18 protein-coding genes are annotated in these 25,896 nt (G+C 70.9%); 11 read left to right on the forward strand and 7 right to left on the reverse strand.

The features are described 5' to 3' along the window. Positions 1 to 55: 55 nt before the first annotated feature. The 4 genes from FGE12_RS15645 (at position 56) to FGE12_RS15660 (ending at position 5,071) form a co-directional block, all read left to right on the forward strand. Positions 56 to 988, forward strand: coding sequence for a GGDEF domain-containing protein (locus FGE12_RS15645; protein ID WP_153867266.1), 933 nt, complete (start codon positions 56 to 58; stop codon positions 986 to 988). A 100-nt stretch (positions 989 to 1,088) separates the two neighbouring features. Beyond that, positions 1,089 to 1,865 carry an MBL fold metallo-hydrolase gene (locus FGE12_RS15650; RefSeq protein WP_370459004.1) on the forward strand — a complete coding sequence of 259 codons (777 nt, stop codon included), beginning with the start codon at positions 1,089 to 1,091 and terminating at the stop codon, positions 1,863 to 1,865. Between the two features lie 257 nt (positions 1,866 to 2,122). Next, on the forward strand, positions 2,123 to 3,778 hold the full coding sequence (locus FGE12_RS15655; protein ID WP_153867267.1) for a nitrous oxide reductase family maturation protein NosD: 1,656 nt from the start codon (positions 2,123 to 2,125) through the stop codon (positions 3,776 to 3,778). An 87-nt stretch (positions 3,779 to 3,865) separates the two neighbouring features. After that, on the forward strand, positions 3,866 to 5,071 hold the full coding sequence (locus tag FGE12_RS15660) for an MFS transporter (protein ID WP_194797912.1): 1,206 nt from the start codon (positions 3,866 to 3,868) through the stop codon (positions 5,069 to 5,071). A gap of 85 nt (positions 5,072 to 5,156) precedes the next feature. On the opposite strand, the gene FGE12_RS15665 is transcribed toward FGE12_RS15660, so the two are convergent. The 5 genes from FGE12_RS15665 to FGE12_RS15685 form a co-directional block, all read right to left on the reverse strand. Then, on the reverse strand, positions 5,157 to 6,179 hold the full coding sequence (locus tag FGE12_RS15665; protein WP_153867269.1) for an NAD-dependent epimerase/dehydratase family protein: 1,023 nt from the start codon (positions 6,177 to 6,179) through the stop codon (positions 5,157 to 5,159). Next, positions 6,176 to 10,630, reverse strand: a complete 4,455-nt coding sequence (locus FGE12_RS15670; protein WP_153867270.1) for an AMP-binding protein — start codon at positions 10,628 to 10,630, stop codon at positions 6,176 to 6,178. Before FGE12_RS15670 ends, FGE12_RS15665 begins: the two co-directional genes overlap by 4 nt. Positions 10,631 to 10,648: 18 nt before the next feature. Next, on the reverse strand, positions 10,649 to 12,262 hold the full coding sequence (locus FGE12_RS15675) for a lactate racemase domain-containing protein (protein ID WP_153867271.1): 1,614 nt from the start codon (positions 12,260 to 12,262) through the stop codon (positions 10,649 to 10,651). Positions 12,263 to 12,306: 44 nt separating this feature from the next. Continuing rightward, entirely contained in the window at positions 12,307 to 12,972 is a 666-nt protein-coding gene (locus FGE12_RS15680; protein WP_153867272.1) for an HAD family phosphatase, read from the reverse strand. A gap of 98 nt (positions 12,973 to 13,070) precedes the next feature. Beyond that, a complete protein-coding gene (locus FGE12_RS15685) occupies positions 13,071 to 14,093 on the reverse strand; it encodes an NAD(P)-dependent oxidoreductase (RefSeq protein ID WP_153867273.1) in 1,023 nt (340 codons plus the stop codon). Between the two features lie 151 nt (positions 14,094 to 14,244). Here FGE12_RS15685 and FGE12_RS15690 point away from each other — a divergent pair, with 151 nt between their 5' ends. From FGE12_RS15690 to hemH, 6 genes are all read left to right on the forward strand, one after another. Continuing rightward, positions 14,245 to 14,565, forward strand: coding sequence for an SWIB/MDM2 domain-containing protein (locus FGE12_RS15690; protein WP_153867274.1), 321 nt, complete (start codon positions 14,245 to 14,247; stop codon positions 14,563 to 14,565). A 192-nt stretch (positions 14,566 to 14,757) separates the two neighbouring features. Further along, complete coding sequence (gene treY, locus FGE12_RS15695) at positions 14,758 to 17,913, forward strand: malto-oligosyltrehalose synthase (RefSeq protein ID WP_153867275.1); 3,156 nt, start codon at positions 14,758 to 14,760, stop codon at positions 17,911 to 17,913. Further along, the gene (glgX, locus tag FGE12_RS15700) at positions 17,910 to 20,084 is read left to right on the forward strand and encodes a glycogen debranching protein GlgX (protein WP_153867276.1); all 2,175 of its coding nucleotides are present in this window, start codon (positions 17,910 to 17,912) and stop codon (positions 20,082 to 20,084) included. Before treY ends, glgX begins: the two co-directional genes overlap by 4 nt. Positions 20,085 to 20,176: 92 nt before the next feature. Beyond that, a complete protein-coding gene (locus FGE12_RS15705; RefSeq protein WP_194797913.1) occupies positions 20,177 to 21,136 on the forward strand; it encodes a TerC family protein in 960 nt (319 codons plus the stop codon). A gap of 72 nt (positions 21,137 to 21,208) precedes the next feature. Then, positions 21,209 to 21,592 (forward strand): Co2+/Mg2+ efflux protein ApaG, encoded by a 384-nt coding sequence (gene apaG, locus FGE12_RS15710; protein ID WP_153867277.1) that lies wholly within the window; start codon positions 21,209 to 21,211, stop codon positions 21,590 to 21,592. A 7-nt stretch (positions 21,593 to 21,599) separates the two neighbouring features. Beyond that, positions 21,600 to 22,664: a ferrochelatase gene (hemH, locus tag FGE12_RS15715; protein WP_153867278.1), complete on the forward strand. Its 1,065-nt coding sequence runs from the start codon at positions 21,600 to 21,602 to the stop codon at positions 22,662 to 22,664. Between the two features lie 316 nt (positions 22,665 to 22,980). Here the strand turns inward: hemH and FGE12_RS15720 are convergent, their stop codons facing one another. Next, positions 22,981 to 23,367 (reverse strand): DUF423 domain-containing protein, encoded by a 387-nt coding sequence (locus tag FGE12_RS15720; RefSeq protein ID WP_153867279.1) that lies wholly within the window; start codon positions 23,365 to 23,367, stop codon positions 22,981 to 22,983. Positions 23,368 to 23,521: 154 nt separating this feature from the next. Here FGE12_RS15720 and FGE12_RS15725 point away from each other — a divergent pair, with 154 nt between their 5' ends. Next, positions 23,522 to 24,103: a hypothetical protein gene (locus tag FGE12_RS15725; protein ID WP_153867280.1), complete on the forward strand. Its 582-nt coding sequence runs from the start codon at positions 23,522 to 23,524 to the stop codon at positions 24,101 to 24,103. Positions 24,104 to 24,106: 3 nt separating this feature from the next. On the opposite strand, the gene FGE12_RS15730 is transcribed toward FGE12_RS15725, so the two are convergent. Then, the gene (locus tag FGE12_RS15730; protein WP_153867281.1) at positions 24,107 to 25,879 is read right to left on the reverse strand and encodes a DUF885 domain-containing protein; all 1,773 of its coding nucleotides are present in this window, start codon (positions 25,877 to 25,879) and stop codon (positions 24,107 to 24,109) included. Between the last annotated feature and the right edge of the window lie 17 nt (positions 25,880 to 25,896).

Here is a 25,896-nt window from a genome sequence, read left to right on the forward strand (position 1 = left end):
CCGCGGACGGGGGTAAGCGTTCGATAGCCGATGCGCTGTGCTAAGCCTCGTCCGCATGGCCGCTGAGCAGACGCGCGTGACGAGCATGGCGCCCCGCCCCGGTGCAGGGAACGAAGGCGCTGCCCCCGGGGGCTGGCTGGTGCAGATCCACGGGCCGCAGCTGGGGCGCAAGGTGGCGCTGGGGGGAGGCGCGCTGGGTGGCGGCGCCCCCGGTGACGGCGCACCCGGCGCTCAAGCGGTCGGCATCGGGCGCGACCCGGACAACGCGGTGGCGGTGGAGCTGGACACGGTGAGCCGGCACCACGCCCGGCTGTGGTGCGAGGGCGCGGACGTGTGGGTGGAGGACCTGGGCAGCACCAACGGCACCTGGCTCAACCACGCCCCGCTGCCGGGCCCCGCGCGGCTCGAGAGCGGGGACCTGCTCAAGGTGGGCGGCGCCCTCTTCAAGTTCCTCTCGGGCGGCGACGTGGAGGTGCAGTACCACGAGACCCTCTACCAGCTGGCCATCTCGGACGGGCTCACCGGGGCGAGCAACAAGCGCTTCCTGCTCGAGTACCTGGAGCGGGAGCTGGGGCGCTGCCACCGCTACGGGCGCGCGCTCTCGCTGCTGCTCTTCGACCTGGACCACTTCAAGCGCATCAACGACATGCACGGCCACGTGGCCGGGGACCAGGTGCTGCGCGAGCTCGCGCAGGGGGTGCTGCCGCTGGTGCGCCGCGAGCAGTGCTTCGCGCGCTACGGCGGCGAGGAGTTCGCGCTGGTGCTGCCCGAGGACGGGCCGGACAAGGCGCGCCACTTCGCCGAGAAGCTGCGCCGCCAGGTGGCCGAGCGCGCCTTCCGCTTCGAGGGCGTGCGCATCCCGGTGACGGTGTCCATCGGGGTGGCGGACCTCACGGCGCAGATGACCGAGCCCCAGCAGCTGCTGCAGGCGGCCGACGCGCAGCTCTACGAGGCCAAGCGCGGCGGGCGCAACCGGGTGGCGGGGTAGGGCGGGTGCACGGCGCAGGGATGCAAGCGCGGGCCCTGCGGAGCGTTATCCTCCGCGAGGCCGCCCGCCCTCTCGCGGGCACGGCAGCAGGGAGGCAGGCGTGGCGCGGGGTGTGAAGACGGGAAGGTCACTGGCGGGGGCGCTGGCGCGCGCCGTGCTCATCCTCGGCGGGGTGGCGCTGCTGCTGGCCGCGGCGCTGGTGAGTCAGCTGCCGCGCGCCGGAGACGCTCGCATCGAGGCGGCGCCCGAGGTGGTGGGCGTGTACGACGGGCAGTCGTACGCGTGGATCCTGCGCACGAAGAACGGCGCCGCCCTCATCGACACCGGCATGGAGCCGGACGGGGAGCACCTGCTGCGCGAGCTGGCGGCCGAGGGCCTGGGCCTGCGCGACGTGCACACCGTGCTGCTCACCCACGGGCACCGCGACCACTGGGGCGCGGCGCACCTCTTCCCGGACGCGCGCGTGCTGGTGGGGCCCGGCGAGGAGGACGTCATCGCGGGCGTGGTGAAGCTGCACGCCCCGCTCGTGCGGCTCTTCGACCAGCTCACGCCCGCGCCGCAGCCGCCCGCGCGCATGGAGACCCTGTTCGACGGGCAGGTGCTGGAGCTGGACGGAGAGCGGCTTCGCGTCCTGCACCTGCCGGGGCACACCCCGGGCAGCGTGGCCTTCCTCTGGCACGACCTGCTCTTCACCGGCGATGCGCTGATGGCCCGCCGCGGGGGCGTGGGGCCTCCGCCCTTCTTCCTCTGTGAGGACGCGGCGCAGGCGCGCGAGAGCCTGCGCGTGCTGCTGGAGCTGCCCTTCACCCGCATCGCGGACGGGCACACCGGCCTCACCGAGAACGCGAAGGCGAAGCTGCGCGAGGCGCTCGAGTAGCTGCGCTCCGTGAAGCGCCGCGGGCGTTCGAGCCAACCTCCCGCAACTGCTGGAGGTGTAGGCAACTTCGCCCCTCGCTGGAGTTGTCGCACACGGCCGCGCGCGTAAGCCGCCGTAATGCCACTGCCACCCTCTCTGGAGAGCGAGGCGGCAGGCAGCGCCTGATTTGTGTTCAAAGCAAATCACCGGGACAAGGGGTGCCGACGCTCAACGCCGAGGCGGCCGTCTCCCCACCGCCTCCCCCACCCGGAGTACGGATGTTCCGACCCAAGTCGCTCCTCTCCCTGTGCGCCACCGCCCTCACCCTCACGGCCGGCTGCGCGGCGCAGGACCCCGCTTCCGAGCAGGCCCCCGACAACCTCGCCGCCGACCCGGCCGCTCCCGCCGCCGAGGCTCCCAAGGCGCCCAAGACCCCCGCTCCGGACGCCGGCACCCCGGTGACCGGGACCAGCCCGGGCACGACCCTCACGGCCACGCAGGGCCCCGTGGCCTCCACGCTCAGCGCCTCGAGCTTCAGCCGCGTGCTCTGGGTCTCGCCCACCGGCAGTGACACGGCGGCGGGCACCGAGACCCAGCCCTTCCGCACCTTCGGCAAGGCGCTGAGCCTGGTGCAGCCGGGTGAGGCGGTGTTCGCCAAGGGCGGCACCTACGCGGAGCGGCTCAGCGTCACGGGCCGCGACGGCACCGCGGACAAGTGGATCACCGTGGCGGCGGCCCCCGGCGCCACCGTGGTGCTCAAGGGCGGCACCGGCAGCACCGCGGCGCTGCTGGACGTGCGCCGCGCCTACTGGCGCTTCGAGGGCCTCACCCTGGACGTGGGCGGCGACAAGGCCTTCGCGGCCATCTGGCGCTCGGCCGCGGCGCACCACGGGCTGCTGCGCAACTGCGTCGCGAAGAACGGCTCGGCGGGCGCCGGCGTGAACATCGCCGAGTACGCGAGCAACGTGACGGTGGAGAACTGCGAGATCTCCAACTTCCAGAAGGTGCCGCTCGACGACAGCCACGGCGTCATCGTGCAGACCACCACGAAGAACGTGGTCGTGCGCAACTCGAAGATCCACCACAACTCGGGTGACGCCGTGCAGTGCATCGGGCCCGAGGGCGCGGCCACCATCGCCGGCACCCCGCACGACAACCTGCTGGTGGAGAACAACACGCTGCACGACAACGTGGAGAACGGCGTGGACGTGAAGACCTGCACGCACGTCACGCTGCGCGGCAACACCATCTACGGCCACCACACCTCGAGCAGCTCGAAGGGCGAGGGCATCGTCATCCACATGTCCGCGAAGGACGTGGTGGTGGAGGACAACGTGCTGCGCGACAACGGGCGCGGCGTCAGCGTGGGCGGCAACCGCGAGGGCGACCCGCCGACCAACATCACCCTGCGCCGCAACCAGCTGACGGACGGCTCCACGGTGAACGGCGACGAGGGCACCGCGCTGCGCATCAACACCGCGTGGAACGTGCAGATCTACAACAACACCGTGTACGGGATGCCGGCCAACTGCCTCGGCTTCGGCAGCGGCGACAGCGGCAACACGGACAAGCTGGACGTGCGCAACAACGTCTTCGCCGGCTGCACCTACGCGGTGAAGGCGGGCCCCTTGCGCTCCAACGTCTCGATCGAGGCGAACCTCTACTGGCGCCCGAACGCCAGCGCGCAGCTGCTGCTGGACGGCAGCGTGAAGAGCCTGGACGCGTGGAAGCGCGCGACCGGCTGGGACTCGGCCTCCAGCGAGCGCGACCCGGCATTCACCAACGTGGCCTCGCGCGACCTGAGCCTCGCCGCGAGCTCGCCCGCGCGCGAGGCCGGGGTGAGCGTGGGGCTGCCCTACTGCGGCCCTGCGCCGGACCAGGGGGCGCTCGAGACCGGCTGCACGGGCCCGGTGGCCACCGTCGGCACGCCGTAGCCGCGCTGCGAGCGAGCGGCCTCCCTGCCAGCAGGGAGGCCGCATCGCGCTTGCTCTCGGGGAGAAGGCGCGCTAGCGCACGGGGCCGTGCGGCGCTCGCCCCTGCTTCCCATCTTCCTCATCGTGCTGGTCGACGTGCTCGGCCTCACGATCGTCCTGCCCCTGCTGCCCTTCTACGCGGAGCGGCTCGGGGCCTCGCCCTTCGTGGCCTCGCTGCTGGTGTCGGTGTACGCGGCCTGCCAGCTCGTCTCGGGGCCGCTGCTAGGCCGGATGAGCGACCGCGCGGGCCGAAAGCCCCTGCTGCTGGTGAGCCAGGTGGGCACGCTCGCGGGCTTCCTCGTGCTCGCCAACGCCGAGGTGCTCTGGCTCGTCTTCCTCGCGCGCATCCTGGACGGGCTCACGGCGGGCAACCTCTCGCTCGCGCAGGCGTACATCGCGGACGTGACCACGCCGGAGAACCGCTCCAGCAGCTTCGCGATCATCGGCATCGCGTTCGGCCTGGGCTTTCTGGTGGGGCCCGCGGCGTCCGGCTTCCTGTCCGTCTACGGGCTGCACGTGCCCTTCTATGCGGCCTCGGGGCTGAGCCTCGTCAGCATCCTCGCCACCGCGCTGCTGCTCCCGGCGAACCCGCCGCGCCCGGAAGGGGCCGCGGCCGAAGAGGAGGGCCCCGCGGGGCCGGGCGGCAAGCGCCTCTCGCTGCTCGCGTGGGGCACGTACGCGCAGTACTTCCAGCGGCCGGACCTGGCGCGGCTGCTCTCGCAGTTCTTCTGCTTCACGCTCGCCTTCGCCGTCTTCACCGGCGGCTTCGCGCTGTGGGCCGAGCGGCGGCTCGGGTTCGACGCGCGGCATACCGGGTACCTCTTCGCGTACTCGGGCTTTCTCGGCATCATCCTGCAGGGCGGCCTCATCAAGCGGCTGGTGCGGCGCTTCGGCGACAAGGCGCTCTCGAGCGCGGGCTTCGTGGGCTTCGCGGTGGGCTACGCGCTGCTCGCCGGGACCTTCGGGATTCCGCTGCTGCTCGTGGCTGCGACCTTCGCGGCCTTCGGCCAAGGCGTGCTGCGACCCACGCTCACCAGCCTCATCACCCAGCAGGTGGGGCGGCGCGAGCAGGGCACGGTGCTGGGGCTGAATCAGTCGCTGCTCAGCGTGGCGCAGATTCTCGGTCCGCTGCTCGGTGGTGCGCTCATCGAGCGCGGGTGGCTCAGCGCGTGGCCGCTGCTGATGGCAGCCGTGGCCGTGCTGGGATTTGCCATCCGGCGCCGCGGCGCGGTGGTGAGGCAGGGCGCGCAGTAGGGGCGAGCTTCCCTCACCCTGACCCTCTCCCAGGGGGAGAGGGGACACTGTCGATCTCTTTCCTTCGAGCAGTGCTTCGAAGGAGCTACGTGCCTTCGCGCAGGTCCGCGAGGCGGCCCTTGGTGCCGGGCAGGTTCTTGGGCGGCATGCGCGTGTACACGTACTGCACGGTGTCGTGCAGCGTGGTCATCGGGTCGCGCGCGTGGAAGCCCAGCTCGGCCTCGGCCTTGGAGGCGTCGAGGTAGAAGAAGTGCTCGCCGATCTCCACCTCCTGCGGATCCAGGGCAGGGGAGGTGCCGCGCATCTCGGCCCACTTCTCCAGCAGCTTCGCGCCCAGGATGTTGCCCTGCTTGGGCAGGCGCAGCCGGGGCAGCGGCACGCCGGTGAGGCGCGAGAGCCGCCCGAAGAAGTCGGACATGCTCATGTTCACGCCCATCAGGTGGCGCCCGTACACCTCGCCCCGGGTGAGCGCCGCCACGAAGGCGTCCGCCGCGTCGCGCGCGTCCACGAAGGACATGCCGCCGGTGGGCAGCGACGGAATCTCCCCGTTGAGGAACTTCACCACCGTCCAGGTGCTCGAGAGCCGGTCGTCCCCGGGGCCCATCAGCAGGCTCGGGTTGAGCACCACCAGGGGAATCTCGTGCTTCTTGCAGTACTCGAGGGCGAGCTTCTCCTCGTAGATCTTGGAGAGGTAGTAGGGCCAGCGGCCCACCACCGTGATGGGGTAGTCGTCCGTCTCGCGCCCCACGCGCTCCTTCTCGCTCACCGCGATGGTGCCCGAGGTGCTCGCGAGCACCACCCGCTTCACGCCCGCCTCGCGCACGTCGCGCACGAGCTCGCGCGTGGCGTCCACGTGCAGCGCGAACATGCGGCGCGCGTCCTTCGGCTGGAAGGAGACGAGCCCCGCCAGGTGGTACACGCCCTCCACGCCCTGCAGCGCGCGGCGCACGGCGTCGCGGTCCTGCAGGTCGCCCTGCACGAACTCGGCGGCGTCCATGCCCTTGGGCTTGCTGCGCCCGATGAGGCGCACCTGGTGGCCTTGCGCGAGCAGCTTGGGGACCAGGTGCGTGCCGAGGAAGCCGGTGCCTCCGGTGACCAGCAGCTTCATGACTCACTCCCGGTGCTGCTGTGGGCGCGGCGCTCGCGGCGCGGCTCGGGCGCGGGCACGTCGCGCAAGGTGAGGGTGCGGCCCTGGCTCAGCGCGCGCACCGCCTCCTCCGCGGCGCGGGTGGCGTAGCGGTAGCCCTCGGAGCGCGCCATGCCGTGCACGCGCCCGCGCAGCTCTTCCACGCTCAGGGCCGGGCCGATGTGCACGCCCAGCTTCTTGCTCTTGGGGAACAGCCGCCCCTTGGGCAGCGCCGCGTAGGTGCCCTCCAGGTAGATGGGCAGCACGTCCACGCCGTAGGTCAGCGCGAGGTAGCCCAGGGTGGGCTTGAACTCGAGCAGCTCGCCGGAGGTGGAGCGCGTGCCCTCCGGGAAGATGAGCAGGTTGAAGCCCTGGCGCAGCGCCTCGCCCGCGAGCCGCAAGGACTCGCGCAGCGAGCCGTGGCGGTCCATGGGGATGAGGTCGGTGAAGTTCTCGAAGTACGCGCGCTTGAGCGGGGTGTCGAAGAAGTAGTCGCGCGCGGCGAGCGCGGTGAGCTTCTGGCCCTGCTCGCCCAGCACCGTGCGGATGAGGCCCGCGTCCAGGTGGCTCGCGTGGTTCGCGATGACCAGGAAGTTGCGGTTCTGGGGCACGAAGGGGCGGCCCGTCACCTTCACGTCGAACACGCCGCCGTAAAGCGCCCGCTGACCCAGCGAGAGCAGCCCACGCCCCAGCGCCGCGACGCTGTCGGGCACCGGGATCTCCACCTCGTCGCTGCTCTTCTTCGGCTCCTCCGCCTGCTCCTCGCGAGCCTCCACGTTCGCGCGCTTGCCGCTCGAGGCGATGAGCTTGCGCAGGTCGTCCACCGTCTGCACCTGGGTGAGGTCGTTCACCGCGGGCAGGGGCACGCCGGCCTGCTCGAGCGCCACCGAGAGCTCGGTGAGCATGAGCGAGTCGAAGCCCAGGTCTCCGGCGAGCTGCGCCTCGGGGCGCACGTCGGAGACGGGGCGGCTGACGACTTCGGCGATGAGCGGGTAGAGCCACTCGGCGATGCCGCCGGTGCCGGCCGCCTGCACCTTCTCGCGGGCCTTCTCGCCGGAGTGGCTCGCGCGCTCGAGCCGCTGCAGCTCCTCCACCACCAGCTTGCGCTTCACCTTGCGGGTGCTGGTGCGGGCGAGCTCGCCGTCCCACAGCCGGAGCACCTTCACGCGGCGGTAGAAGGGCATCTCGGCGCCCACCAGGCGGAAGTGCTCCTCCAGCTCGCGGCGCACCTCCTCGCGGGGGCGGTCCTTGTAGTCGGGCACGCAGAGGCAGGCGACCTTCTCGCCGCCGGCCTCGTCCGGCAGCCCCACGATGGACAGCTCCTTCACGTGGGGGTGGTTGCCGTAGAGATCCTCGAGCTCGTCCGGGTACACGTTCTTCCCGTTGGCATCGATGATCACGTCCTTCTGGCGGCCCATGAGGTAGAGCCGCCCCTGGTCGTCCAGGCGCCCCAGGTCCCCGGTGTAGAGCCAGCCGTCCTTGAGCACGGCGTCGGTGGCCTCGCGGTCCCCGTAGTAGCCCGCCATGATGTTGGGGCCCTTGGCGAGCACCTCGCCCACGCCCTCCGCATCCGGCTCGCGGATGCGCAGCTCGATGCCCGGCAGCGCCTTGCCCACCTGGCCCGGCACGCGCTTGTTGCTCGTGCTGTCGCTCACCGCGAGCACCGGTGCGGCCTCGGTGAGGCCGTAGCCCTCGGTGATGTTGAAGCCCAGCTGGTGGAAGGCCTTGTGCACCTCCTCGGGCAGCGCGCTGCCGCCGGAGACGAGGAACTTCACGCGGCCCCCGAACTTGCGGTGCACCGGCCAGAAGAGCAGCTTGCCCAGGTTCAGCTCGCTGCGGTTGCGCAGCTCGCCGTGGGTGGCCATCAGCGCCTTCATCGCCTGCTCGATGAGCGGCGGCTTCGTGGCCATCTCTTGCGTAATCTTGCGGTGCAGCAGCTGCCAGAGCGCCGGCACGCCGATCATCGCCGTCACGCGGCCCGTCTCGAACACGTCCCCCAGCCGGTCGCTGGTGAGCTCGTCGATGTAGGTGATCTCCGCGCCGCGGCTGAAGGGCGTGAGGAAGCCCGCGCTGAACTCGAAGGTGTGGTGCAGCGGCAGCACGCTGAGCAGCCCGTCACCCACGCCGATGTTGAAGGCGCCCGCGATCTTCGCGACGAGGCTCGCGAAGTTGCGGTGGGTGAGCATCACGCCCTTGGGGTTGCCCGTGGTGCCCGAGGTGAAGATGAGGCTCGCCACGTCGTCCGCGGCGGCCGCCTTGCGCACGTGGCCGATGCGGTCCGGGAAGGCGGGGTCGCCCTCCATGGCCTGCGCGAGGCTGTGCACCTGGGTCTGCAGCCCCGCCTGGGCGAGCAGCGCGTGCAGGCCCGCGAAGTCGCGCGCGGCGTCGTCCGAGACGAGCAGCACGCGGGGCTCGGCGCGCTTGGCGATGTTGAAGACCTCGGCCTCGGTGAGGCCCGGGTCCACCGGCACGCAGGTGCCACCCGCCTTGAGGATGCCGAAGAAGGCGGTGCCCCACTCGGGGCGGTTCTCGCTGAGCAGCATCACGCGGTCGCCGCGCTGCAGCCCCTGCTTGAGCAGGAAGGAGCCGATGCGGCTCGCGTAGCGGTGCACCTCGCCGTAGGTGAAGCGCTCCTCCTTCTCGCCCGCGGCGAACCGGAACGCCACGCGGTGGCGGAAGGCGTGCACGCTCGCCTCGAGCAGCTCGAGCAGGTCGCGGTGCGCGGGGATGACGGTGCGCCGCTTCGTCTCCTCCTCGAGGCCCGGGAACACCCACTTCTCGAGGCCCGGCAGGTGCACGTCCAGGAAGTACTCGCGCCAGTTGAGCGTGTCCGGGTCCCACGGAATCTTCGCCCGGTCCGCCGCCGCCATGCGCGCGTAGATGCTGCGCGTGTTGTCGCAGCGGAACACGTAGCGGTTGTCCCAGAGGAAGGGGAGGAAGATCTCGATGAGCATGTTCAGGCTCGCCGCCTGCTGCTCCACGTCGTCGAGCTTCGTCTTGGCGCGCTCCACCAGCGCCTGCACCACGGGGGCGCCCCACGCGGGCTTCACCTCGTCCAGCGTGGCCTTGAGCCAGCGCGCGCCCTTCATGAAGGCGGGCGCGCTGCGCGTCTCGAAGGCGCGGCGGGTGACGGGCTGCGGCTCGAGCCGGCTCTTGATCTCGTTGAGCAGCGAGTTGCCGCCCTCCTTGCGGCGGTAGAAGCGGCGGCGGTACAGGCCCACCAGCTCCACCGAGCGGCTCGCATAGAAGGGGTTCACGTCGCCGGAGGCGAGGTGGTACACGCGCCGCTCGAGTACCCCGCGCGCCTGCGCGTCCAGCGCCTGCGCGGTGGCGGCGATGGTGGCCGCGGCCACCTGGTCCACCGGGATGATGTCCAGGATGGTGCGCTCACCCGCCGGGATGCCGCGGTGGCCCTTGATGCCCGCGAAGGCGAGCGGGGCGCTCGTGGTGAAGCCCTCGTTCCAGCCGGGGAAGGGGAAGCGCCAGGCGCTCTCCACGATGGAGGGCCGCACGATGGCGTAGCGCAGGCCGGGGGTCGCGGCCATCACCTGCTCGCCGAGGCTCTTGGTGTACGTGTACGTGTTGGGCCAGCCCCAGTGCTGGGCGCGCTCCATGCCCACCCGGGTGAGCTCGGTGGTGAGCCACAGCTTGCGCTCGCGCCCCACCGCGAGCCGCAGCGTCTTCTCGTCGTTGACGTCGCGGCCCTCCTCCTCGAGGCGCTGCAGGGCCTTCTTGCGGAAGAGGCTGGTCAGGGCCTTGTCGTCCGCCTGCTCGCGCAGGCGGGCGACGATCTTCTCCGCGTCCGCGAGCTCCTGCTCGAGGCTGAAGTCGCGCCCGTCCAGCTCGTCCTGCTTGGGGAAGTAGCCGACCACGTCCTCCGCCTCGTCCTCGAACACGAGGCCGGAGCGGTTGCCCGCGACGAAGGCGGTGGACATGTGGATGAGCGGGCAGTCCCACGCGAGCGCGAGGTCCACCGAGTGCTTCACGCCGTAGGTGTTGACGTTGAGGCCCACCTCGAGGCTCGGGTTGAAGGACACCAGGCCCGCGCAGTTGACGATGCCCTGCACCTTGCCGGTGAGCTCCTTCGCCTGCTCCTCGGTGAGCCCCATGCGCGGGTCGGTGATGTCACCGTCGAGGATGACGCACTTCTTGCGCAGGAACTCGAGCGAGCCGGCCTCGCCGCCGTGCAGGTCGCGCAGGGGCTGGAAGGGCTCGCTGACGGCGACCTTGTCGTAGAAGCGGCGCTCGGCGCTCGCGGCGTTGCCCTTGCGCACGATGATGTAGAGCGTCTCCAGCTGCTCGCCGTAGCGCGCGAGCAGCATGGAGAGGGTCACCTTGCCCACGAAGCCGGTGGAGCCCGCGAAGAGCAGGCGCTTGCCCGTGAAGAGCTGGGTGACGTTCAGTTCGGGGAGCTGTTCGGGCAGCGGGCTCATGTAGGGACCGGGGACTCTCTAGGGCTTCACGTCCACCATGACGGTGGGGGCGATGCGCAGCAGGCTGATGGAGGCGTTGCGGCCCATGAAGCCGCGCGCCTCCTCGATCGCCTCGGTGAGCGTGTCGGTGCGCTCCCAGCCGAGCAGCGCAGGCACGTGGTTGTTCTCCGCGCCGGCGCAGATGACCTTGCCCACGTGCTGGCGGCCGTTCTCGCCCCAGTACCACATGTAGAAGGGGTGCACGCCGTGGTAGGCGTTGCCCTTCCTGTACAGGTGCACGTAGCTGGGGTTCTCCGCGAACTCGCGCTCGTACTTGTGCTCGAGCTTCATCGAGTCGCGCGTCTCGGGCAGCAGGCGGTGGAAGAACTCGATGTAGCTGGGGTGCTGCACCGGGTCGAACTCGTCGTAGGCCGGGTGCAGCAGGATGAGGCAGCCGCCCTTCTTGAGCAGGGGCGTGCCGCGGTTCAGGTTGTGGAAGTAGCCCAGCCCCATCACCTGCACGAGCAGGGGGTTGAGGATGGAGTTCACCGAGTAGGGGCTGATGAAGGGGATGGGGAAGATGACGATGTCGCTCTGCCCCTGCACCGGCACCGAGTACTGCCGGTAGCTCATCTCCAGCGTCTTCGCGTGCGCAGGCTCGGTCTTGCCCGCGAACACGCCCGTCACTTCATACGGCGCGGGGATGTTGTTGAGCACGGTGCGCGCCATGGCGCGCGGCATCTTGCCGAGGGCGAAGCGCAGCGCCTGGAACTTGAGCCGGTCCGTCTCCGAGTAGTCCTCTTCTTTTTTAGCGAGGAACTCGGTGGGCGCGCCGAACATGCGGTTGTTCAGCGTGGTCTCGATGTGGAAGACCTTGAGGTTCTTGTCCACCACCTCGCCGATGCGCGCGTTCTTGCGGTACAGCTCGCTCGCCTTCGGCTCCATGTAGCTGTCCGACTCGCGGATGGTCTTGGGGTTGTGGTGCGCGCGCAGGGACGCGTAGTTCGTCACGCCGGTGGCCATGGACTTGTGCCCGCCGTTCATGGGCACGAAGTTCACGTTCACGTAGACCACCAGGTCGCTCTCGGCGACGCGGCGGTTGAGCGCCACCACCTCGCCCTTCGCGGTGCGCTCGAACTCCACGATGCCGTCCGGGTCCTCGGCGTCGTGGTTGTAGTAGCGCTCGGGGTAGTAGGCGTCGAAGATCTTCTGGCCCACCATGCGCTTCATCTCGCCCTCGGTCATGCGGCGGTGAAGGGCGTTGGCGATGACCAGGTGCACGTCGTCCACGCCGCTGTCCGCGGCGAGCTCCAGCACCACCTCGAGGATGCTCTGGCGCACGTCCGGCGTGACCATGGGCGGCAAGGGCACCGAGATGTCGTCGATGACGCAGGTGAGCTTCATGCCCGGCTTGAGCAGCGCGTGCAGGGGCTCCATCTCCTCCGGGTGGTTGATCGCCCAGCGGATGGCGGCCTTCACGTTGGGCACGCCCGCGAGCGGGGGCCGGGGGAAGATCACGCGGGTGCCGACCGGCAGGTCCTCGAGGAGGAAGTTCTCGCCGGAGAAGAGGGCGCGCGGGGGGCTGCCCTTCTCGGTGATGACGATGTGGCTTTCCTCGTCGTAGAGCTTCTGGAGCGTCTTGAGCGGGCGCATAGGGGCCTGTGGAGGCCCCGTCTGGGGGGCCTCGGGGAGGAGGGCTACTTCAGGTCGAGGATGGGCCAGTTGTAGGCGCGCGCGAGCGAGCGCAGGCGGATGTCCGGGTTCACGGCGGTGGGGCGGCCGACCACGGCGAGCATCGGGTAGTCCGAGGCGCTGTCGCTGTAGCCGTGGCTCTGGTCCAGCGAGAGCCCGTGCTTCACGCAGTACTGGCGGATGGCGTGGGCCTTGTTCGCCCCCTCGATGATGGGGGGGATGACCTTGCCGGTGGCCACCCCGCCCACGTACTGCATCTTGTTGGCGATGAGGTCGTCCGCGCCGAGGTAGCGGGCCAGCGGGCGCATGGTGAAGTCGAGCGCGCCGGTGACGAGCACGATGCGGCAGCCGGAGCGGCGCGCCTCGTCGATGAGGTCCTGGGTCTGCTCGAAGAGGGCGGGCTTGAGCACGTCCTCGAACATGTCCTCGGCGACCTCGATGAGCCGGTCCTCGGACAGGCCCGCGTAGTAGCGGTAGAAGAACTCGTTGAACACCTTGCGGTTGAAGGTATCCAGCGCGCCGAAGAGCGGCAGGCTCGCGCCCACCGCGAGGCTGCGCCCGGCCATGCCCAGCAGCGAGCCGCGGTTCATGGCGTAGTAGGAGTAGACGTGCACGACGTTCGTGCGGACCAGCGTCCCGTCGACGTCGTAGAAGGCGGCTTTGGCGGTCATGGGGACTGCGGGCTTCCTGACACTGCCGGAGTGTGTGTGTCAACGACGCCGGTGGGCCGGACAATCCCCAGCGGCGCCGCGCGTTTAGCACGGGGGCGCTAGAGCCAGCCCTGCTCCCGGTACCACAATGCGCTGCGGCGGACGGAGTCCACCACGCCGCGCCGCGGCGTGAAGCCCAGCAGCCGCTCGGCCTTGGCCGCGGAGCAGGTCCACGCCGGGGCGAGCAGCTGGCGCGCGAGCTTGCGGTTCAGGGGCAGGCGCCGGCCGCTCACCCGGGTGGCCACGTCACAGGCGCTGGCGAGCCACGTGAGGGTGCGGGGCCCCAGGGTGAGCGTGCGGGGCCGGAGCCCCAGCGCCTCGGCGCCCAGGTCCTCGAGCTGCTCGAGCGTGAGCGTGGTGTCCCCGGCCACGAAGAAGGCCTCGCCCAGCGCGCGCGGGTGCTCGGCGAGCACCAGCAGGAGATCCGCCACGTCCTCCACGTCCACGAGCGAGAGGGGGCGGGGGCCGCCGGCGAGGTGCAGCTTGAGGCCGCGCGTGACGAGCTTGAAGAACACGAGGTTCTCGCGGTCCCCGGGTCCCACGATGCGCGGCGGGCGCACCACGGTGACCGGGAGGCGCGGCGCGTACGAGAGCGCGATGCGCTCGCCCTCTGCCTTGCTCTCGCCGTACCACTCGCGCGGCTCGAGCGGGTCCTCCTCCACGCGGGGGCGCCCGGAACTGGAGGGGCCGCTCGCGGCGAGGCTGCCGCAGAAGACGAGGCGCGCGCGCTGCCCCTCGGGCGCCGCGGCCACCAGCGCCTCGCACAGGAGGCGGGTGCCCTCGGCGTTCACGTGCAGGAACTCCTCGCGCACCGCGGCGCGGCGGATGCCCGCGAGGTGGAACACCACCTGCTGACCGGCCACCGCGCGGGCGAGCGAGCCGGCATCCGTGATGTCCCCGTCCGCGCGGGAATAGGCCATTCCCGAGAGGGCGCTCACGTCGCTCGTGGGGCGCAGGAGGCAGGTGACCTGCACGCCGCGCGCGACGAGCCGGCGGACGAGATGGGCGCCGAGAAAGCCGTTCGCGCCGGTCACCAGGGCGCGTGAAAAGGGCAGCGGTGGGAGCTCCTCAGAGGGGGGCATGCGTCTTCAATGCAGCGTTCTCCCACTGAACTCCAGAGGGAAAAACGCATCCAGAGGCTGTTTTTCGGCTCCGGGCGTGCTACCAACACACCTGGCTTCGTCTTGATTACGAGCCGCGAACGCCCCCACGTGGGGAGGAGACTCGAACAGAATGGCCGCCAAGAAGACCACCACTGCTGCTGCGAAGAAGCCTGCCGCCAAGAAGTCTGCCGCCGGGGGCCGCAAGCCGAACGCCTCCTTCATGAAGGAGATGACCCCCTCTGCAGTGCTCGCGGAGGTCGTGGGCAACAAGCCGCTGCCTCGCACCGAGGTGGTGAAGAAGCTCTGGGCGTACATCAAGAAGAACAACCTGCAGGACGCCAAGAACAAGCGTCAGATCAACGCGGACGACAAGCTCAAGCCGATCTTCGGCGGCAAGAAGAACGTCACCATGTTCGAGATGACCGCGCTGGTGAACAAGCAGCTGAGCTAGTGCCGCAAGCCGCACCGGCCGCGGCGCGCCCCTCGCGGGGCACCGGGGCCTGAGGTGCCGGAGGGGCTCGCCACCGTGCAGGTGGCGGGCCCCTCGCTTTTGGGCGATGTGAGCTGGGGAACGTTCTTTTTGCGGCGCTGCGCCACGCGCCGGGGTGGTCAACCGCCCCCCGCCGACCTACCTGTGCCTCACATGGCACGCGAGGAGCTGGACGAGGTGAGCCCCGAGACCCATTTCACGGCCCCGGAGGGGCCGCAGGCCGTGCACGCGCAGCAGGGGCCGGCCGAGGCTCCGGCCGACGCCGGGGCCGAGGCGCTCTACGCCCGCGCGCGCGAGGACCTGCTCGCCCGGCGCTCGACGCCCCTGTCCACCTACCGGCTGCAGTTCCACGCGGGCTTCCGCTTCGAGGACGCGCTCGCGCAGGTGCCCTATCTGAAGGCGCTCGGGGTGAGCCACCTGTACGCGAGCCCCTACCTCAAGGCGGCGCCCGGCAGCACGCACGGCTACGACGTGGTGGACCACACCCAGCTCAACCCCGAGGTGGGCACGCCCGAGCAGCACGCGCGCCTGTGCGCCGCGCTGCAGGAGGCGGGGCTGGGGCAGGTGCTGGACGTGGTGCCCAACCACATGGGCATCGAGCGCTTCAACCCGCTCTGGTTCGACGTGCTGGAGAACGGCCCCTCCAGCGTCTACGCGGCCTTCTTCGATGTGGACTGGGACCCGGTGAAGGCGGAGCTCAAGGACAAGGTCCTGCTGCCCATCCTCGGAGACCAGTACGGCGTGGTGCTGGAGAAGGGGGAGCTGAAGCTCTCCTTCCAGGACGGCGCCTTCAGCGTGAACTATTACGATCACCGCTTCCCGGTGGCGCCGCGCCAGTACGCGCGGGTGCTGGAGCTGGGGCTCGAGCGGCTCGAGGCGCAGCTGGGCGAGAGCGACCCGCACTTCGTGGAGCTGCAGTCCATCCTCACCGCGCTGCACCACCTGCCGCCGCGCACCGAGACCGAGCGCGCCCGGGTGCGCGAGCGGGCGCGCGAGAAGGAGGTCATCAAGCGGCGGCTCGCGGCGGTGGCTGCGGCGAGCCCCCCGGTCGCCGCGTACATCGCGGAGAACGTGCGGACCTTCAACGGCACGCCCGGCGATGCGCGCTCCTTCGACCGGCTGGACGCGCTGCTGCAGGGCTGCAGCTACCGGCTCGCGCACTGGCGGGTGGCAGGCGAGGAGATCAACTACCGGCGCTTCTTCGACATCAACGGCCTCGCCGCGCTGCGCGTGGAGGACCCCGAGGTGTTCGAGGAGGCGCACGCGCTCGTCTTCAAGTGGCTGTGCGAGGCCAAGGTGACGGGCCTGCGCATCGACCACCCGGACGGCCTCTTCGACCCGACGGCCTACTTCCTCAACCTGCAGGAGCGCTACTTCCTCGAGCACGCGCGCGCGCTGCACACCCGCAGTGGCAACGCCCGTGACGGGGCGCCCTTCGAGTCGCTGGTGCCTGCGCTCAAGGCGCGCTGGCGCCGCGAGGTGGAGCAGGACCCGGCGTCCCCGCTGCGCAAGGCGCTGTACGTGGTGGTGGAGAAGATCCAGGGCGGCAAGGAGCGCATCCCCGAGGACTGGGCGGTGCACGGCACCACGGGCTACCGCTACGCGAACGCGGTGGGCGGCGTGTTCGTGGACCCCTCGGCCGAGCGCGCCCTCACCGAGACCTACGAGCGCTACGCGGACCGGGCGGCGGGGACGGAGGACTTCGAGGAGCTGGTCTACACGAAGAAGCAGCTCATCATGCGGGTGAGCATGGCCTCCGAGATCAACGTGCTCGCGCGCGAGCTCAACCGCATCTCGGAGATGAACCGGCGCAGCCGCGACTTCACGCTCAATGCGCTGCGCCGCGCGCTGGTGGAGTTCATCGCGCTGTTCCCCGTGTACCGCACCTACGTGGACGGCTGGCGCCCCGAGCTGGACGCGCGCGACGTGCAGTACGTGGAGTGGACCATCGCGCGGGCCAAGGCGCGCAACACCACGACCAACGCCTCCATCTACGACTTCCTGCGCGACATCCTCCTGCGCCGCTACCCCGAGCACCTGGACGAGCGCGAGAAGAGCGTGATGCTGCGCTTCGCGATGAAGCTGCAGCAGGTGACGGGCCCGGTGATGGCCAAGGGGCTCGAGGACACCGCCTTCTACGTCTACAACCGCTTCGTCGCGCTCAACGAGGTCGGCGGCGAGCCGGAGCACTTCGGCACCTCTCCCGAGACCTTCCACCAGCGCAACGTGGAGCGCGCGGAGAACTGGCCCGCGAGCATGCTCAGCAGCAGCACGCACGACACCAAGCGCAGCGAGGACGTGCGCGCGCGGCTCTTCGTGCTCAGCGAGCTGCCGGACGCGTGGCGCCACCAGGTGCGGCGCTGGGCGCGCCAGACGCAGAAGCACGTGACGGACCTGCAGGGGCGCGAGGCCCCCAGCCCCAACGACACCTACCTCTTCTTCCAGACGGTGGTGGGGGCCTGGCCGATGGGAGACGCGCTCGAGAGCCTCTCCGGCGAGGCCTTCGAGGACTTCCGCCGCCGCATGCGCGAGTACATGGCCAAGGCGGTGAAGGAGGCGAAGGAGAACAGCTCCTGGACCAACCCGGACGAGGCCTACGACGCGGCGGTGGCCCGGTTCGTGGACGCCTGCCTCGACCCGAAGAAGAGCCCCGTCTTCCTGCGCGACGTGCAGGCCTTCAAGCGGCGCATCGAGCGCGCGGGGCAGCACAACGCGCTGGGGCAGCTCTTGCTCAAGCTCGCGAGCCCCGGCGCGGTGGACACCTACCAGGGCTGCGAGCTGTGGGACCTCTCGCTCGTGGACCCGGACAACCGCCGGCCGGTGGACTTCGCCCTGCGCGCGCGCCTGCTGGAGGCGCTGGACCAGGAGGCGAAGCAGGATGCGGCGGGGCTCGCGCAGGCGCTCGCCGCGGACATGACGGACGGCCGCGCGAAGCTCTACCTCCTGGCCGCGGGGCTGCGGCTGCGCCAGCGCCACCCGCAGCTCTTCCGCGAGGGCAACTACGTGGCCCTCGCGGCCGAGGGCCCGCGCGCGAGCGCCCAGGTCTCCTTCGTGCGCGAGGGCGGCGGGGCCTGCCTGCTCGCGTCCGCGCCGCGCTTCACGCTCTCGGCGCTGGAGGAGCAGGGGCTCGCGCGCGCCTCCGAGGGCACGCGCCTGCGGCTGCCCGCGAGCTGGGCGGGGCGCACCCTGCGCTGCACGCTCACGGGGCGTGAGGTGCAGGTGCCTGCGGACGGCGCGCTCGAGCTCGCGCCGCTGCTCGAGCGCTTCCCGGTGGTGCTGCTGGAGGGCGCGGGAGGGGGCGGCGGATGAGGCGCGTGGAGGTGCTGCCGGGGCGCCCCCATCCGCTGGGGGCCACCTTCGACGGGCAGGGCGTGAACTTCGCGGTGTACAGCGAGGGGGCGCGCCGGATGGAGGTGTGCCTCTTCGACCCCGCCGAGCCCTCGCGCGAGCTGCGCCGCCTCCCGCTGCTCGAGCAGACGGGGCACGTGTGGCACGGGTACGTGCCGGGCGTGAAGCCCGGCGCGCTCTACGGCCTGCGCGCGCACGGCCCCTACGAGCCGAAGAAGGGGCTGCGCTACAACCCGGCGAAGCTGCTGGTGGACCCGTACGCGCGCGCGCTCGCCGGGCAGGTGGACTTCTCCGCCCCCATCTACGGCTACCGCCCCCAGAAGCCCGCCGCCGCGAGCCCTGCGGCCACGCCCGCGGCGGACGCGGAGCTGGACCTGCTGGCGGACCCGCGCGACAGCGCCGCGGGCGTGCCCAAGGGCGTGGTGCTCACGGACGCCTTCGACTGGGGCGAGGACCGCGCCCCCCGCACGCCCTGGAACCGCAGCCTGCTCTACGAGCTGCACGTGAAGGGCTTCACGAAGCTGCACCCGGGGATCCCGGAGCCCCTGCGCGGCACCTATGCGGGGCTCGCGCACCCCGCCTCCCTCGAGCACCTCAAGCGCCTGGGGGTGACGGCGGTGGAGCTCTTGCCCATCCACGCCTTCATCAGCGAGCCCTTCCTCAGCGAGAAGGGGCTGACGAACTACTGGGGCTACAACACGCTGAGCTACTTCGCGCCGCACGCCGCCTACGCGAGCGCGAAGGACCCGGCCGGGGTGCTCGCCGAGTTCAAGGGGATGGTGAAGCTGCTGCACGCGGCCGGCATCGAGGTGCTGCTGGACGTGGTCTACAACCACACCTGCGAGGGCAACCACCTGGGGCCCACGCTCAGCTTCAAGGGCCTGGACAACGCGGCGTACTACCGGCTCACCGAGAAGGACCCGCGCTACTACATGGACTTCACCGGGTGCGGCAACTCGTGGAACGCCACGCACCCGCAGGCGCTGAAGCTGGTGGCGGACTCGCTTCGCTACTGGGTGCAGGAGATGCACGTGGACGGGTTCCGCTTCGACCTGGCCACCACCCTGGGCCGCGACCGCATGGGCTACGACACGCGCGCGGCCTTCTTCCAGATCCTCCACCAGGACCCGGTCTTGAGCCAGGTGAAGCTCATCGCGGAGCCCTGGGACGTGGGGGACTTCGGCTACCAGGTGGGCAACTTCCCGGTGCTCTGGAGCGAGTGGAACGGCAAGTACCGCGACACCATCCGCAAGTACTGGAAGGGCGATGACCGGCAGGCCGCGGAGATCGGCTACCGGCTCACCGGCTCCTCGGACCTGTACGCGCTCTCCGGCCGCCGGCCCACCGCGAGCGTGAACTTCATCACCGCGCACGACGGCTTCACCCTGCACGACCTGGTCACCTACTCGCAGAAGCACAACGAGGCGAACCAGGAGGACAACCGCGACGGCGCGAACGACAACCACGCCTGGAACTGCGGCGTGGAGGGCGAGACCGAGGACCCGAAGATCCGCGCGCTGCGCGAGCAGCAGAAGCGCAACTTCCTCGCCACGCTCTTCCTCAGCCAGGGCGTGCCCATGCTCGTGGCGGGCGACGAGATGGGCCGCACGCAGAAGGGCAACAACAACGCGTACTGCCAGGACAACCCGCTCTCGTGGGTGAGCTGGGAGCCGGACGAGGCGGGTCGGGCGCTGCTCGAGTTCACCGCGACCATGAGCCGCATCCGGCGCGAGCAGCCGGTGCTCAGCAAGCGCCGCTTCTTCCGCGGCGCGTACATCTGGGACAGCGAGCTGAAGGACCTCGCCTGGTTCCGGCCGGACGGGCGCGAGATGCGCAAGGAGGACTGGGAGAAGCCCTACGTGCGCTCGCTGGGCTTCCTGCTCGGCGGCGATGCGCTGCCCACCCCGGACGACGAGGGCAACCGCATCGTGGGGGACACGCTGCTGGTGCTGCTGAACGCGCACTACGAGCCCATTACGTTCAGCCTGCCGGCGATCGAGTGGGGCGCGGACTGGGAGCAGGTGGTGGACACGGCGAGCGGCGAGGTGCTGCGGGGGCACACGCCGGCGGGCGGCAAGCTGCAGGTGGCGGCGCGGGGGCTGGTGGTGCTGCGCCGTCCGGCGACCGAATAGATCGACGCGCCCGCACCTGGCGGGTAGGGTGCTCGCCCATTTCCCGGTGCGCGGCGGTCCAGGACCGCGCCGGGGCAGGTCAGGAACCATCCGTGAATACGACAGCGGCCCTGTGGGTCGGGTTCAACCTCTTCGTGCTGGCGATGCTCGCGCTCGACCTGGGCGTGTTCAACCGCAAGGAGCACGTCACCACGCCGAAGGAGGCGGGGGTCTGGACGGGCGTGTGGGTGACGCTCAGCCTGATCTTCTGCGCCGGCATCTGGCACTACCGGGGCCCGGCGGTGGGCATGCAGTGGCTCACCGCGTACGTGGTCGAGTACGCGCTGTCGGTGGACAACCTCTTCGTCTTCCTGATGGTGTTCAGCTACTTCCGGGTGGCGCCGCTGCACCAGCACCGGGTGCTGTACTGGGGCATCCTCGGCGCCTTCGTGATGCGCGCCACGCTGATCATCGTGGGCGCGAGCCTGGTGCAGCGCTTCAACTGGCTCATCTACCTGTTCGGCGCCTTCCTCGTCTTCACCGCGGTGAAGATGTTCTTCGAGAGCGAGGAGGAGGAGGACCCGGAGCAGCAGCTGATCGTGCGCTGGAGCCGGCGGGTGCTGCCGGTGTCCAAGACCCCGCGCGAGACCTCCCACTTCTTCGTGCGCGAGGACGGGCGGCTGAAGGTGACGCCGCTGTTCATCGTGCTGCTGGTGGTGGAGGCGACCGACCTGCTCTTCGCGCTGGACTCCATCCCGGCGGTGCTGGGCATCAGCCAGGACAGCTTCATCGTCTACACGTCCAACGTGTGCGCCATCCTCGGCCTGCGCTCGCTCTTCTTCGTGGTGGCGAGCCTGATGGACAAGTTCCACCTGCTCAAGGTGGGGCTCAGCGCCATCCTCGCGTTCGTGGGGGTGAAGATGCTCATCACCTACTTCGACGTGCACGTGCCCATCGGCTGGTCGCTGGGGACCATCGCCGGCATCCTGCTGCTCTCCATCGTGGCCTCGCTCATCTGGCCGCAGGCGGCCGAGGAGCCGACGCGCGAGGGGCCGCGGGACGTGGAGCAGTAGCAAGAGCGGGGGCGCGCGCGTCGCGTTTCGCTTGCGTGCCCGGGGGCTGCGCGCCATAGGGTGGGGCCACCTATGTCCTCGACCCTCACCGATGGCATTCGCGTCACCGTGCGGCCCGCCTACTGGGCCGAGCGCAGCCAGCCCGAGAGCGGCCAGTTCGCGTTCATGTACACCGTCGAGCTCGTGAACGAGGGCAGCCTCCCCGCCCAGCTGCGCAGCCGGCACTGGGTGATCACGGACGGCAACGGCCACGTGGAGGAGGTGCGCGGCGAGGGCGTGGTGGGCAAGCAGCCCTCGCTCGCCCCCGGCGAGCGCTTCGAGTACACGAGCTGGGCGATGCTGCGCACCCCCTTCGGCACCATGCGCGGCGAGTACCTGATGGTGCGCCCGGACGGCGCGCGCTTCGAGGCGCGCATCGGCGAGTTCGCGCTCACCCAGCCCCACGCCCTGCACTGAAGGCCCCATGCGCGCGCCTGCTCCCGACGCTCCGAAGAAGGGCCTGCTGCTGGTGAACCTGGGCACGCCGGATGCGCCCGAGGCGGGCCCGGTGCGCCGCTACCTGCGCGAGTTCCTCGGAGACCCGCGCGTGCTGGACCTGCCGGCGGCCGGGCGCACGCTGCTGCTCGAGGGCGCCATCCTCCCGTTCCGCCCGGCCAAGAGCGCCGAGGCCTACCGGAAGATCTGGACCCCCGAGGGCTCGCCCCTGCTCGTCTACAGCCGCGCCCTCGAGCGCGCGGTGGCCGAGCGGCTCTCGGGCGAGTACGCGGTGGAGCTGGGGATGCGCTACGGCAACCCGTCCTTGCCGGCGGCGCTCGCGCGGCTGCGCGCGCGCGGCGTGAGCGAGCTCACGGTGCTGCCGCTCTACCCGCAGGAGGCCGCCTCCTCCTCGGGTTCCACGCGCGCGCGGGTCTACGAGCTGCTCGCCGGGGGCTGGGACGCGACGCCCGTGCGCATGGTGCCCGCGTTCTTCGACGACGCCGGGTTCCTGGATGCCTTCGCCGCGGTGGCCACGCCGGAGCTCGCGCGCTTTCGCCAGGACCACGTGCTCTTCAGCTTCCACGGCCTGCCCGAGCGCCACATGCGCAAGAGCGACCCGAGTGGCGGGCACTGCCTCTCCTCTGCGGACTGCTGTGCGCAGCTCACGGCGGTGAACCGGACCTGCTATCGCGCCCAGAGCTACGCCACGGCGCGCGCGCTCGCCGCGCGGCTCGGGCTCGCGGAGGGCGCGAGCAGCGTGTCCTTCCAGAGCCGGCTCGGGCGCACGCCGTGGATCCACCCGTACACGGACGTGGTGCTCCCGGAGCTCGCGCAGAGGGGCGTGCGCCGGCTCGCGGTGATGTGCCCGGCCTTCGTCGCGGACTGCCTCGAGACGCTCGAGGAGATCGGCCTGCGCGCCCGCGACCAGTTCCGCGCGGCAGGCGGCGAGGACCTGCTGCTCGTGCCCAGCCTCAACGCCCACCCCGCCTGGGTGGAGGCCGTCGTGCGGCTCGTGCGTGCCACCGCTCCCGCTGGGAACGGGGTGGGGTGAGCCGGAGGTCCCACCGGAATACCGGTGCGTCCTTCTCACCCGCCCGGGCGTGCTTCACCGCGGTATCGGTGGCGCAACGCACCGAAATCACGGTGTGCGCGACGCCTTTCCCTCCCAAGCATCCGAAAGGACTGGAGAGGCGCGTCTGGCACGCGGCTCGCTAGTCCGTCTTCCGGACTTCGAGGAGGAACACGAGATGAAGCAGGCAGGCAAGCAGGAGAAGGCCGCGGGGGGGCGCTCATGAGCGCGCTGGTGCTGGTGGCAATGGCGCTGCTGCTGCTCGCGCTGCGGGCGGAGGCGCTGCGGCGCGTGCAGGTCAGGGTGCGTGGCGGAGGGCCGCGAGGGCGAGCAGTACCCAGCCCGCGAGGAAGCCGAGCCCTCCGAGTGGCGTGATCGCGCCCAGTCCGCGCACGCCCGTGAGCGCGAGCGCGTAGAGGCTGCCGGAGAAGAGCAGGATGCCGACGAGGAAGGCCCACCCGGCGCCATCCAGCAGGCCCGGCGGGACGCCCGCAGGCCGCACCGCCGCGAGCAGCCCCACGGCCAGCAGCGCGAGCGCGTGGTACATGTGGTAGCGGGCGCCCGTCTCGAAGACGGCGAGCAGGTCCGCGCCGAGCCGCGCCTTCAGGGCGTGGGCGCCGAACGCCCCCGCCGCCACCGAGAGGAAGCCGTTCAGCGCACCGAGCAGGAGCCAGAGCCGCGTCATGGGCCGGTTCTTAGCAGGGCGGGGCGCTCCGCTCCCCTCAGACTTTTGAGGTCTGCGAGGGCCGAGAGCCTCGGAAAACCGGACGCGGCGTGGGCGTCCCCTCGGAGGGTGCAGGCGGGTGATGCGGGCCTCTCGCTTGCAGAGCACGACGCCCATGCGCTCGAGCCCCCTTCTGTTCCTCGTCCTCCCGCTGCTCGCTGCCTGTGGTGACTCGGACACGATCCGGCTGCGCACGGCCGGGGACGACCTCCTCTTCGACCTGCCCCACGCGAGCCTGGCCTTCGCTCCGAACGGGATCACGCAGCTGCGCGTGTGCGGCCTCAGTGACCCGCTGCCCGGCGGTGAGGACGACGAGACGACCCTCTGCGCGCTCCTCGACGTGAACAGGGCGGAGCTCGAGGCGAGGAGCCCGGGCGCGGTGACGCTGAAGCTCGAGGGCAGCGCGGTGGTGAGCAACGAGGTGCCGGGCCAGTCCCCTTCGTTCGAGCCCGGCGCGGGCCACGCGCCCCAGGTGCGCGCGGCGTGGGTGACCGAGGGCTGCTTCGGCCCTCCGAACCCGGAGCCCGCCGTGCAGCAGGTGCGCGGCGAGCTGCGGATCGAGGCGCACGATGACAACCACTGGCGGGGCCACCTCGAGCTGCACATGGAGGGGCAGCCCGGGGGCTCCGGCTGCGTCGTGGGGGCCGAGGGCGCCGACTTCGAGGTGCAGTTCGACGCGGCGTACCCGCTCTTCTAGCGCTCAGCGCTCGAGCAGGATGCGGCGCACCAGGGGCAGCGGCAGGCTGCCCTGCGCGACGAAGGCGTCGTGGAACTGCTTCAGCGTGCCGCCCTTCTTCGCCATGTACTCGCGCGCGAGCTGCTGAATCTCGAGCTTGCCGTAGGTGTAGTAGAGGTACGTGGGGTTGTAGGCGCCGCGGCGCGCCTCCTCGTAGGCGTTGGCCGGCTGCTGGAAGCACTGCTCGTGGAAGAGCTTCGCGCCCTGCTCCACGCTCCAGCCGCCGGTGTGCAGCTGGATGCCCGCCACGTAGCGGCAGTCGCGCAGCAGCGCCTCGGAGAGCTGCGCGAGCCGCAGCTTCGGGTCGCCGTTGCCGTAGCCCTGGTCCAGCATCATCTGCTCGGCGTAGTGCGCCCAGCCCTCGGCGTTGCTCCCCACGCTCACCAGCTTGCGCACCTTGGTGGGGAACTGCTGCGCGTAGAGGAACTGCAGGTAGTGGCCCGGCCACACCTCGTGGATGTTGATGAGCGCCACGACGTACTTGTTGTAGAGGCGCAGGTGCTCCTCGCGGTGCTTCGCGTCCCAGTCCTGCTCCACCGGGGTGACGTAGTAGAAGGCCTCGGTGGCCTTCGTCTCGTAGGGGCCCGGGTTGTCCATCGAGGCGAAGCTGCCGGAGCGCGCGTAGGGCGGCGTCTCCTCCACGGCCGGGCGCACCTCGGAGGGGATGGTCACCAGGTCCTTCTTCACCAGGAACTCGCGCACGCCCTCGAGCGAGCGGCGCACGGAGGGGATGAGGTCCTGCGCCGTGGGGTGGTCCTTCTCCAGCGTGTGCATGACCTCGGCGGGCGTGAGGCGCGGGTTGATGCGCTTCGCCGTCGCCACGAAGTCCCGGTGGTCCTTCTCGAGGTTCGCCTGGCCGCGCGCGAGCAGCTCGGGCAGGGGCAGGTCGATCATCTCCTCGAGCTTCAGCTTCTCGAGGAAGGCCTTCTCGCCCAGCGCGTACTTGCCGGTGGAGCGCGGCAGCAGGTCCTGCTGAAGCCACTGCGCGTAGTCCTTCACCGAGGCGATTGCTGCCGCGTTGGCGGCCTCGAACTCGGCGAGGAGCGCCGCGTCCCCGCCCGCGGCCGCGCGGGCCCAGGTGCCCACCGAGCCCTCGAAGAAGCCGACCGAGCCCTTCGTCATGCGCAGCGCGAGGTCCGTGAACTCGCGCGGAGGCTCTTTCACGTTGGCCTTGCCCGCGGCGTACACCGCCGGCACCTGGCGAAGGCGCGCCACCACGCTGCGCAGCCGCTCGGCAGCGGGCGCGAAGTTGCGCTTCATCAGCACGTCCACCGCGCCGCCGGGCAGCCCCGCGTAGAGCATGGGGTTCTTCTCCCAGTTGCGCGTCTCGCTCAGCTCGAAGTGCTCCGCGTCCAGCTGCGCCTCGAGCGCCTTCAGGTCGATGGCCTCGTCGAAGGAGAGGCTGCCCCGGTCGAGGGCGCCCAGCCGCGCGCGCAGCGCCTCCAGCTCCTCGATGCGCGCCTCGATGTGCGCGCGGCTCAGGTCCTCGAGCTTCGCGTCGTAGGTGTGCACGCCCTGCGCCGTGGCAGTGGACGGGGAGAAGCGGAAGGAGGCCTCGAAGACCGCGTCCACCACCTGATTGAAGCGCTCAGGGGCTGGAGCCGCAGGGGCTGCCGCGGCCGCCGGGGCGGGCGCCGGAGCAGGGGCGGGTGCGGCGGCGTCGGGGCGCTTCGCGCACGCGGCGCCGAGGACGCAGGCGGCGAGCAGGACGGTGCGAACGGGGGGCGTGAGGGGCATGACCCCCCGTTCTAGCC

Origin of the sequence: Aggregicoccus sp. 17bor-14 (assembly GCF_009659535.1) — a bacterium.
Lineage (GTDB): Bacteria > Myxococcota > Myxococcia > Myxococcales > Myxococcaceae > Aggregicoccus.

Bases quoted from the DNA above. Each gene is read 5' to 3' on its own strand.
- FGE12_RS15645 (WP_153867266.1), top strand. From the start codon at position 56: ATGGCCGCTGAGCAGACGCGCGTGACGAGCATGGCGCCCCGCCCCGGT.
- FGE12_RS15655 (WP_153867267.1), top strand. From the start codon at position 2,123: ATGTTCCGACCCAAGTCGCTCCTCTCCCTGTGCGCCACCGCCCTCACC.
- FGE12_RS15665 (WP_153867269.1), bottom strand. From the start codon at position 6,179: ATGAAGCTGCTGGTCACCGGAGGCACCGGCTTCCTCGGCACGCACCTG.
- FGE12_RS15670 (WP_153867270.1), bottom strand. From the start codon at position 10,630: ATGAGCCCGCTGCCCGAACAGCTCCCCGAACTGAACGTCACCCAGCTC.
- FGE12_RS15675 (WP_153867271.1), bottom strand. From the start codon at position 12,262: ATGCGCCCGCTCAAGACGCTCCAGAAGCTCTACGACGAGGAAAGCCAC.
- FGE12_RS15680 (WP_153867272.1), bottom strand. From the start codon at position 12,972: ATGACCGCCAAAGCCGCCTTCTACGACGTCGACGGGACGCTGGTCCGC.
- FGE12_RS15685 (WP_153867273.1), bottom strand. From the start codon at position 14,093: ATGCCCCCCTCTGAGGAGCTCCCACCGCTGCCCTTTTCACGCGCCCTG.
- FGE12_RS15690 (WP_153867274.1), top strand. From the start codon at position 14,245: ATGGCCGCCAAGAAGACCACCACTGCTGCTGCGAAGAAGCCTGCCGCC.
- treY (WP_153867275.1), top strand. From the start codon at position 14,758: ATGGCACGCGAGGAGCTGGACGAGGTGAGCCCCGAGACCCATTTCACG.
- glgX (WP_153867276.1), top strand. From the start codon at position 17,910: ATGAGGCGCGTGGAGGTGCTGCCGGGGCGCCCCCATCCGCTGGGGGCC.
- apaG (WP_153867277.1), top strand. From the start codon at position 21,209: ATGTCCTCGACCCTCACCGATGGCATTCGCGTCACCGTGCGGCCCGCC.
- hemH (WP_153867278.1), top strand. From the start codon at position 21,600: ATGCGCGCGCCTGCTCCCGACGCTCCGAAGAAGGGCCTGCTGCTGGTG.
- FGE12_RS15720 (WP_153867279.1), bottom strand. From the start codon at position 23,367: ATGACGCGGCTCTGGCTCCTGCTCGGTGCGCTGAACGGCTTCCTCTCG.
- FGE12_RS15725 (WP_153867280.1), top strand. From the start codon at position 23,522: ATGCGCTCGAGCCCCCTTCTGTTCCTCGTCCTCCCGCTGCTCGCTGCC.
- FGE12_RS15730 (WP_153867281.1), bottom strand. From the start codon at position 25,879: ATGCCCCTCACGCCCCCCGTTCGCACCGTCCTGCTCGCCGCCTGCGTC.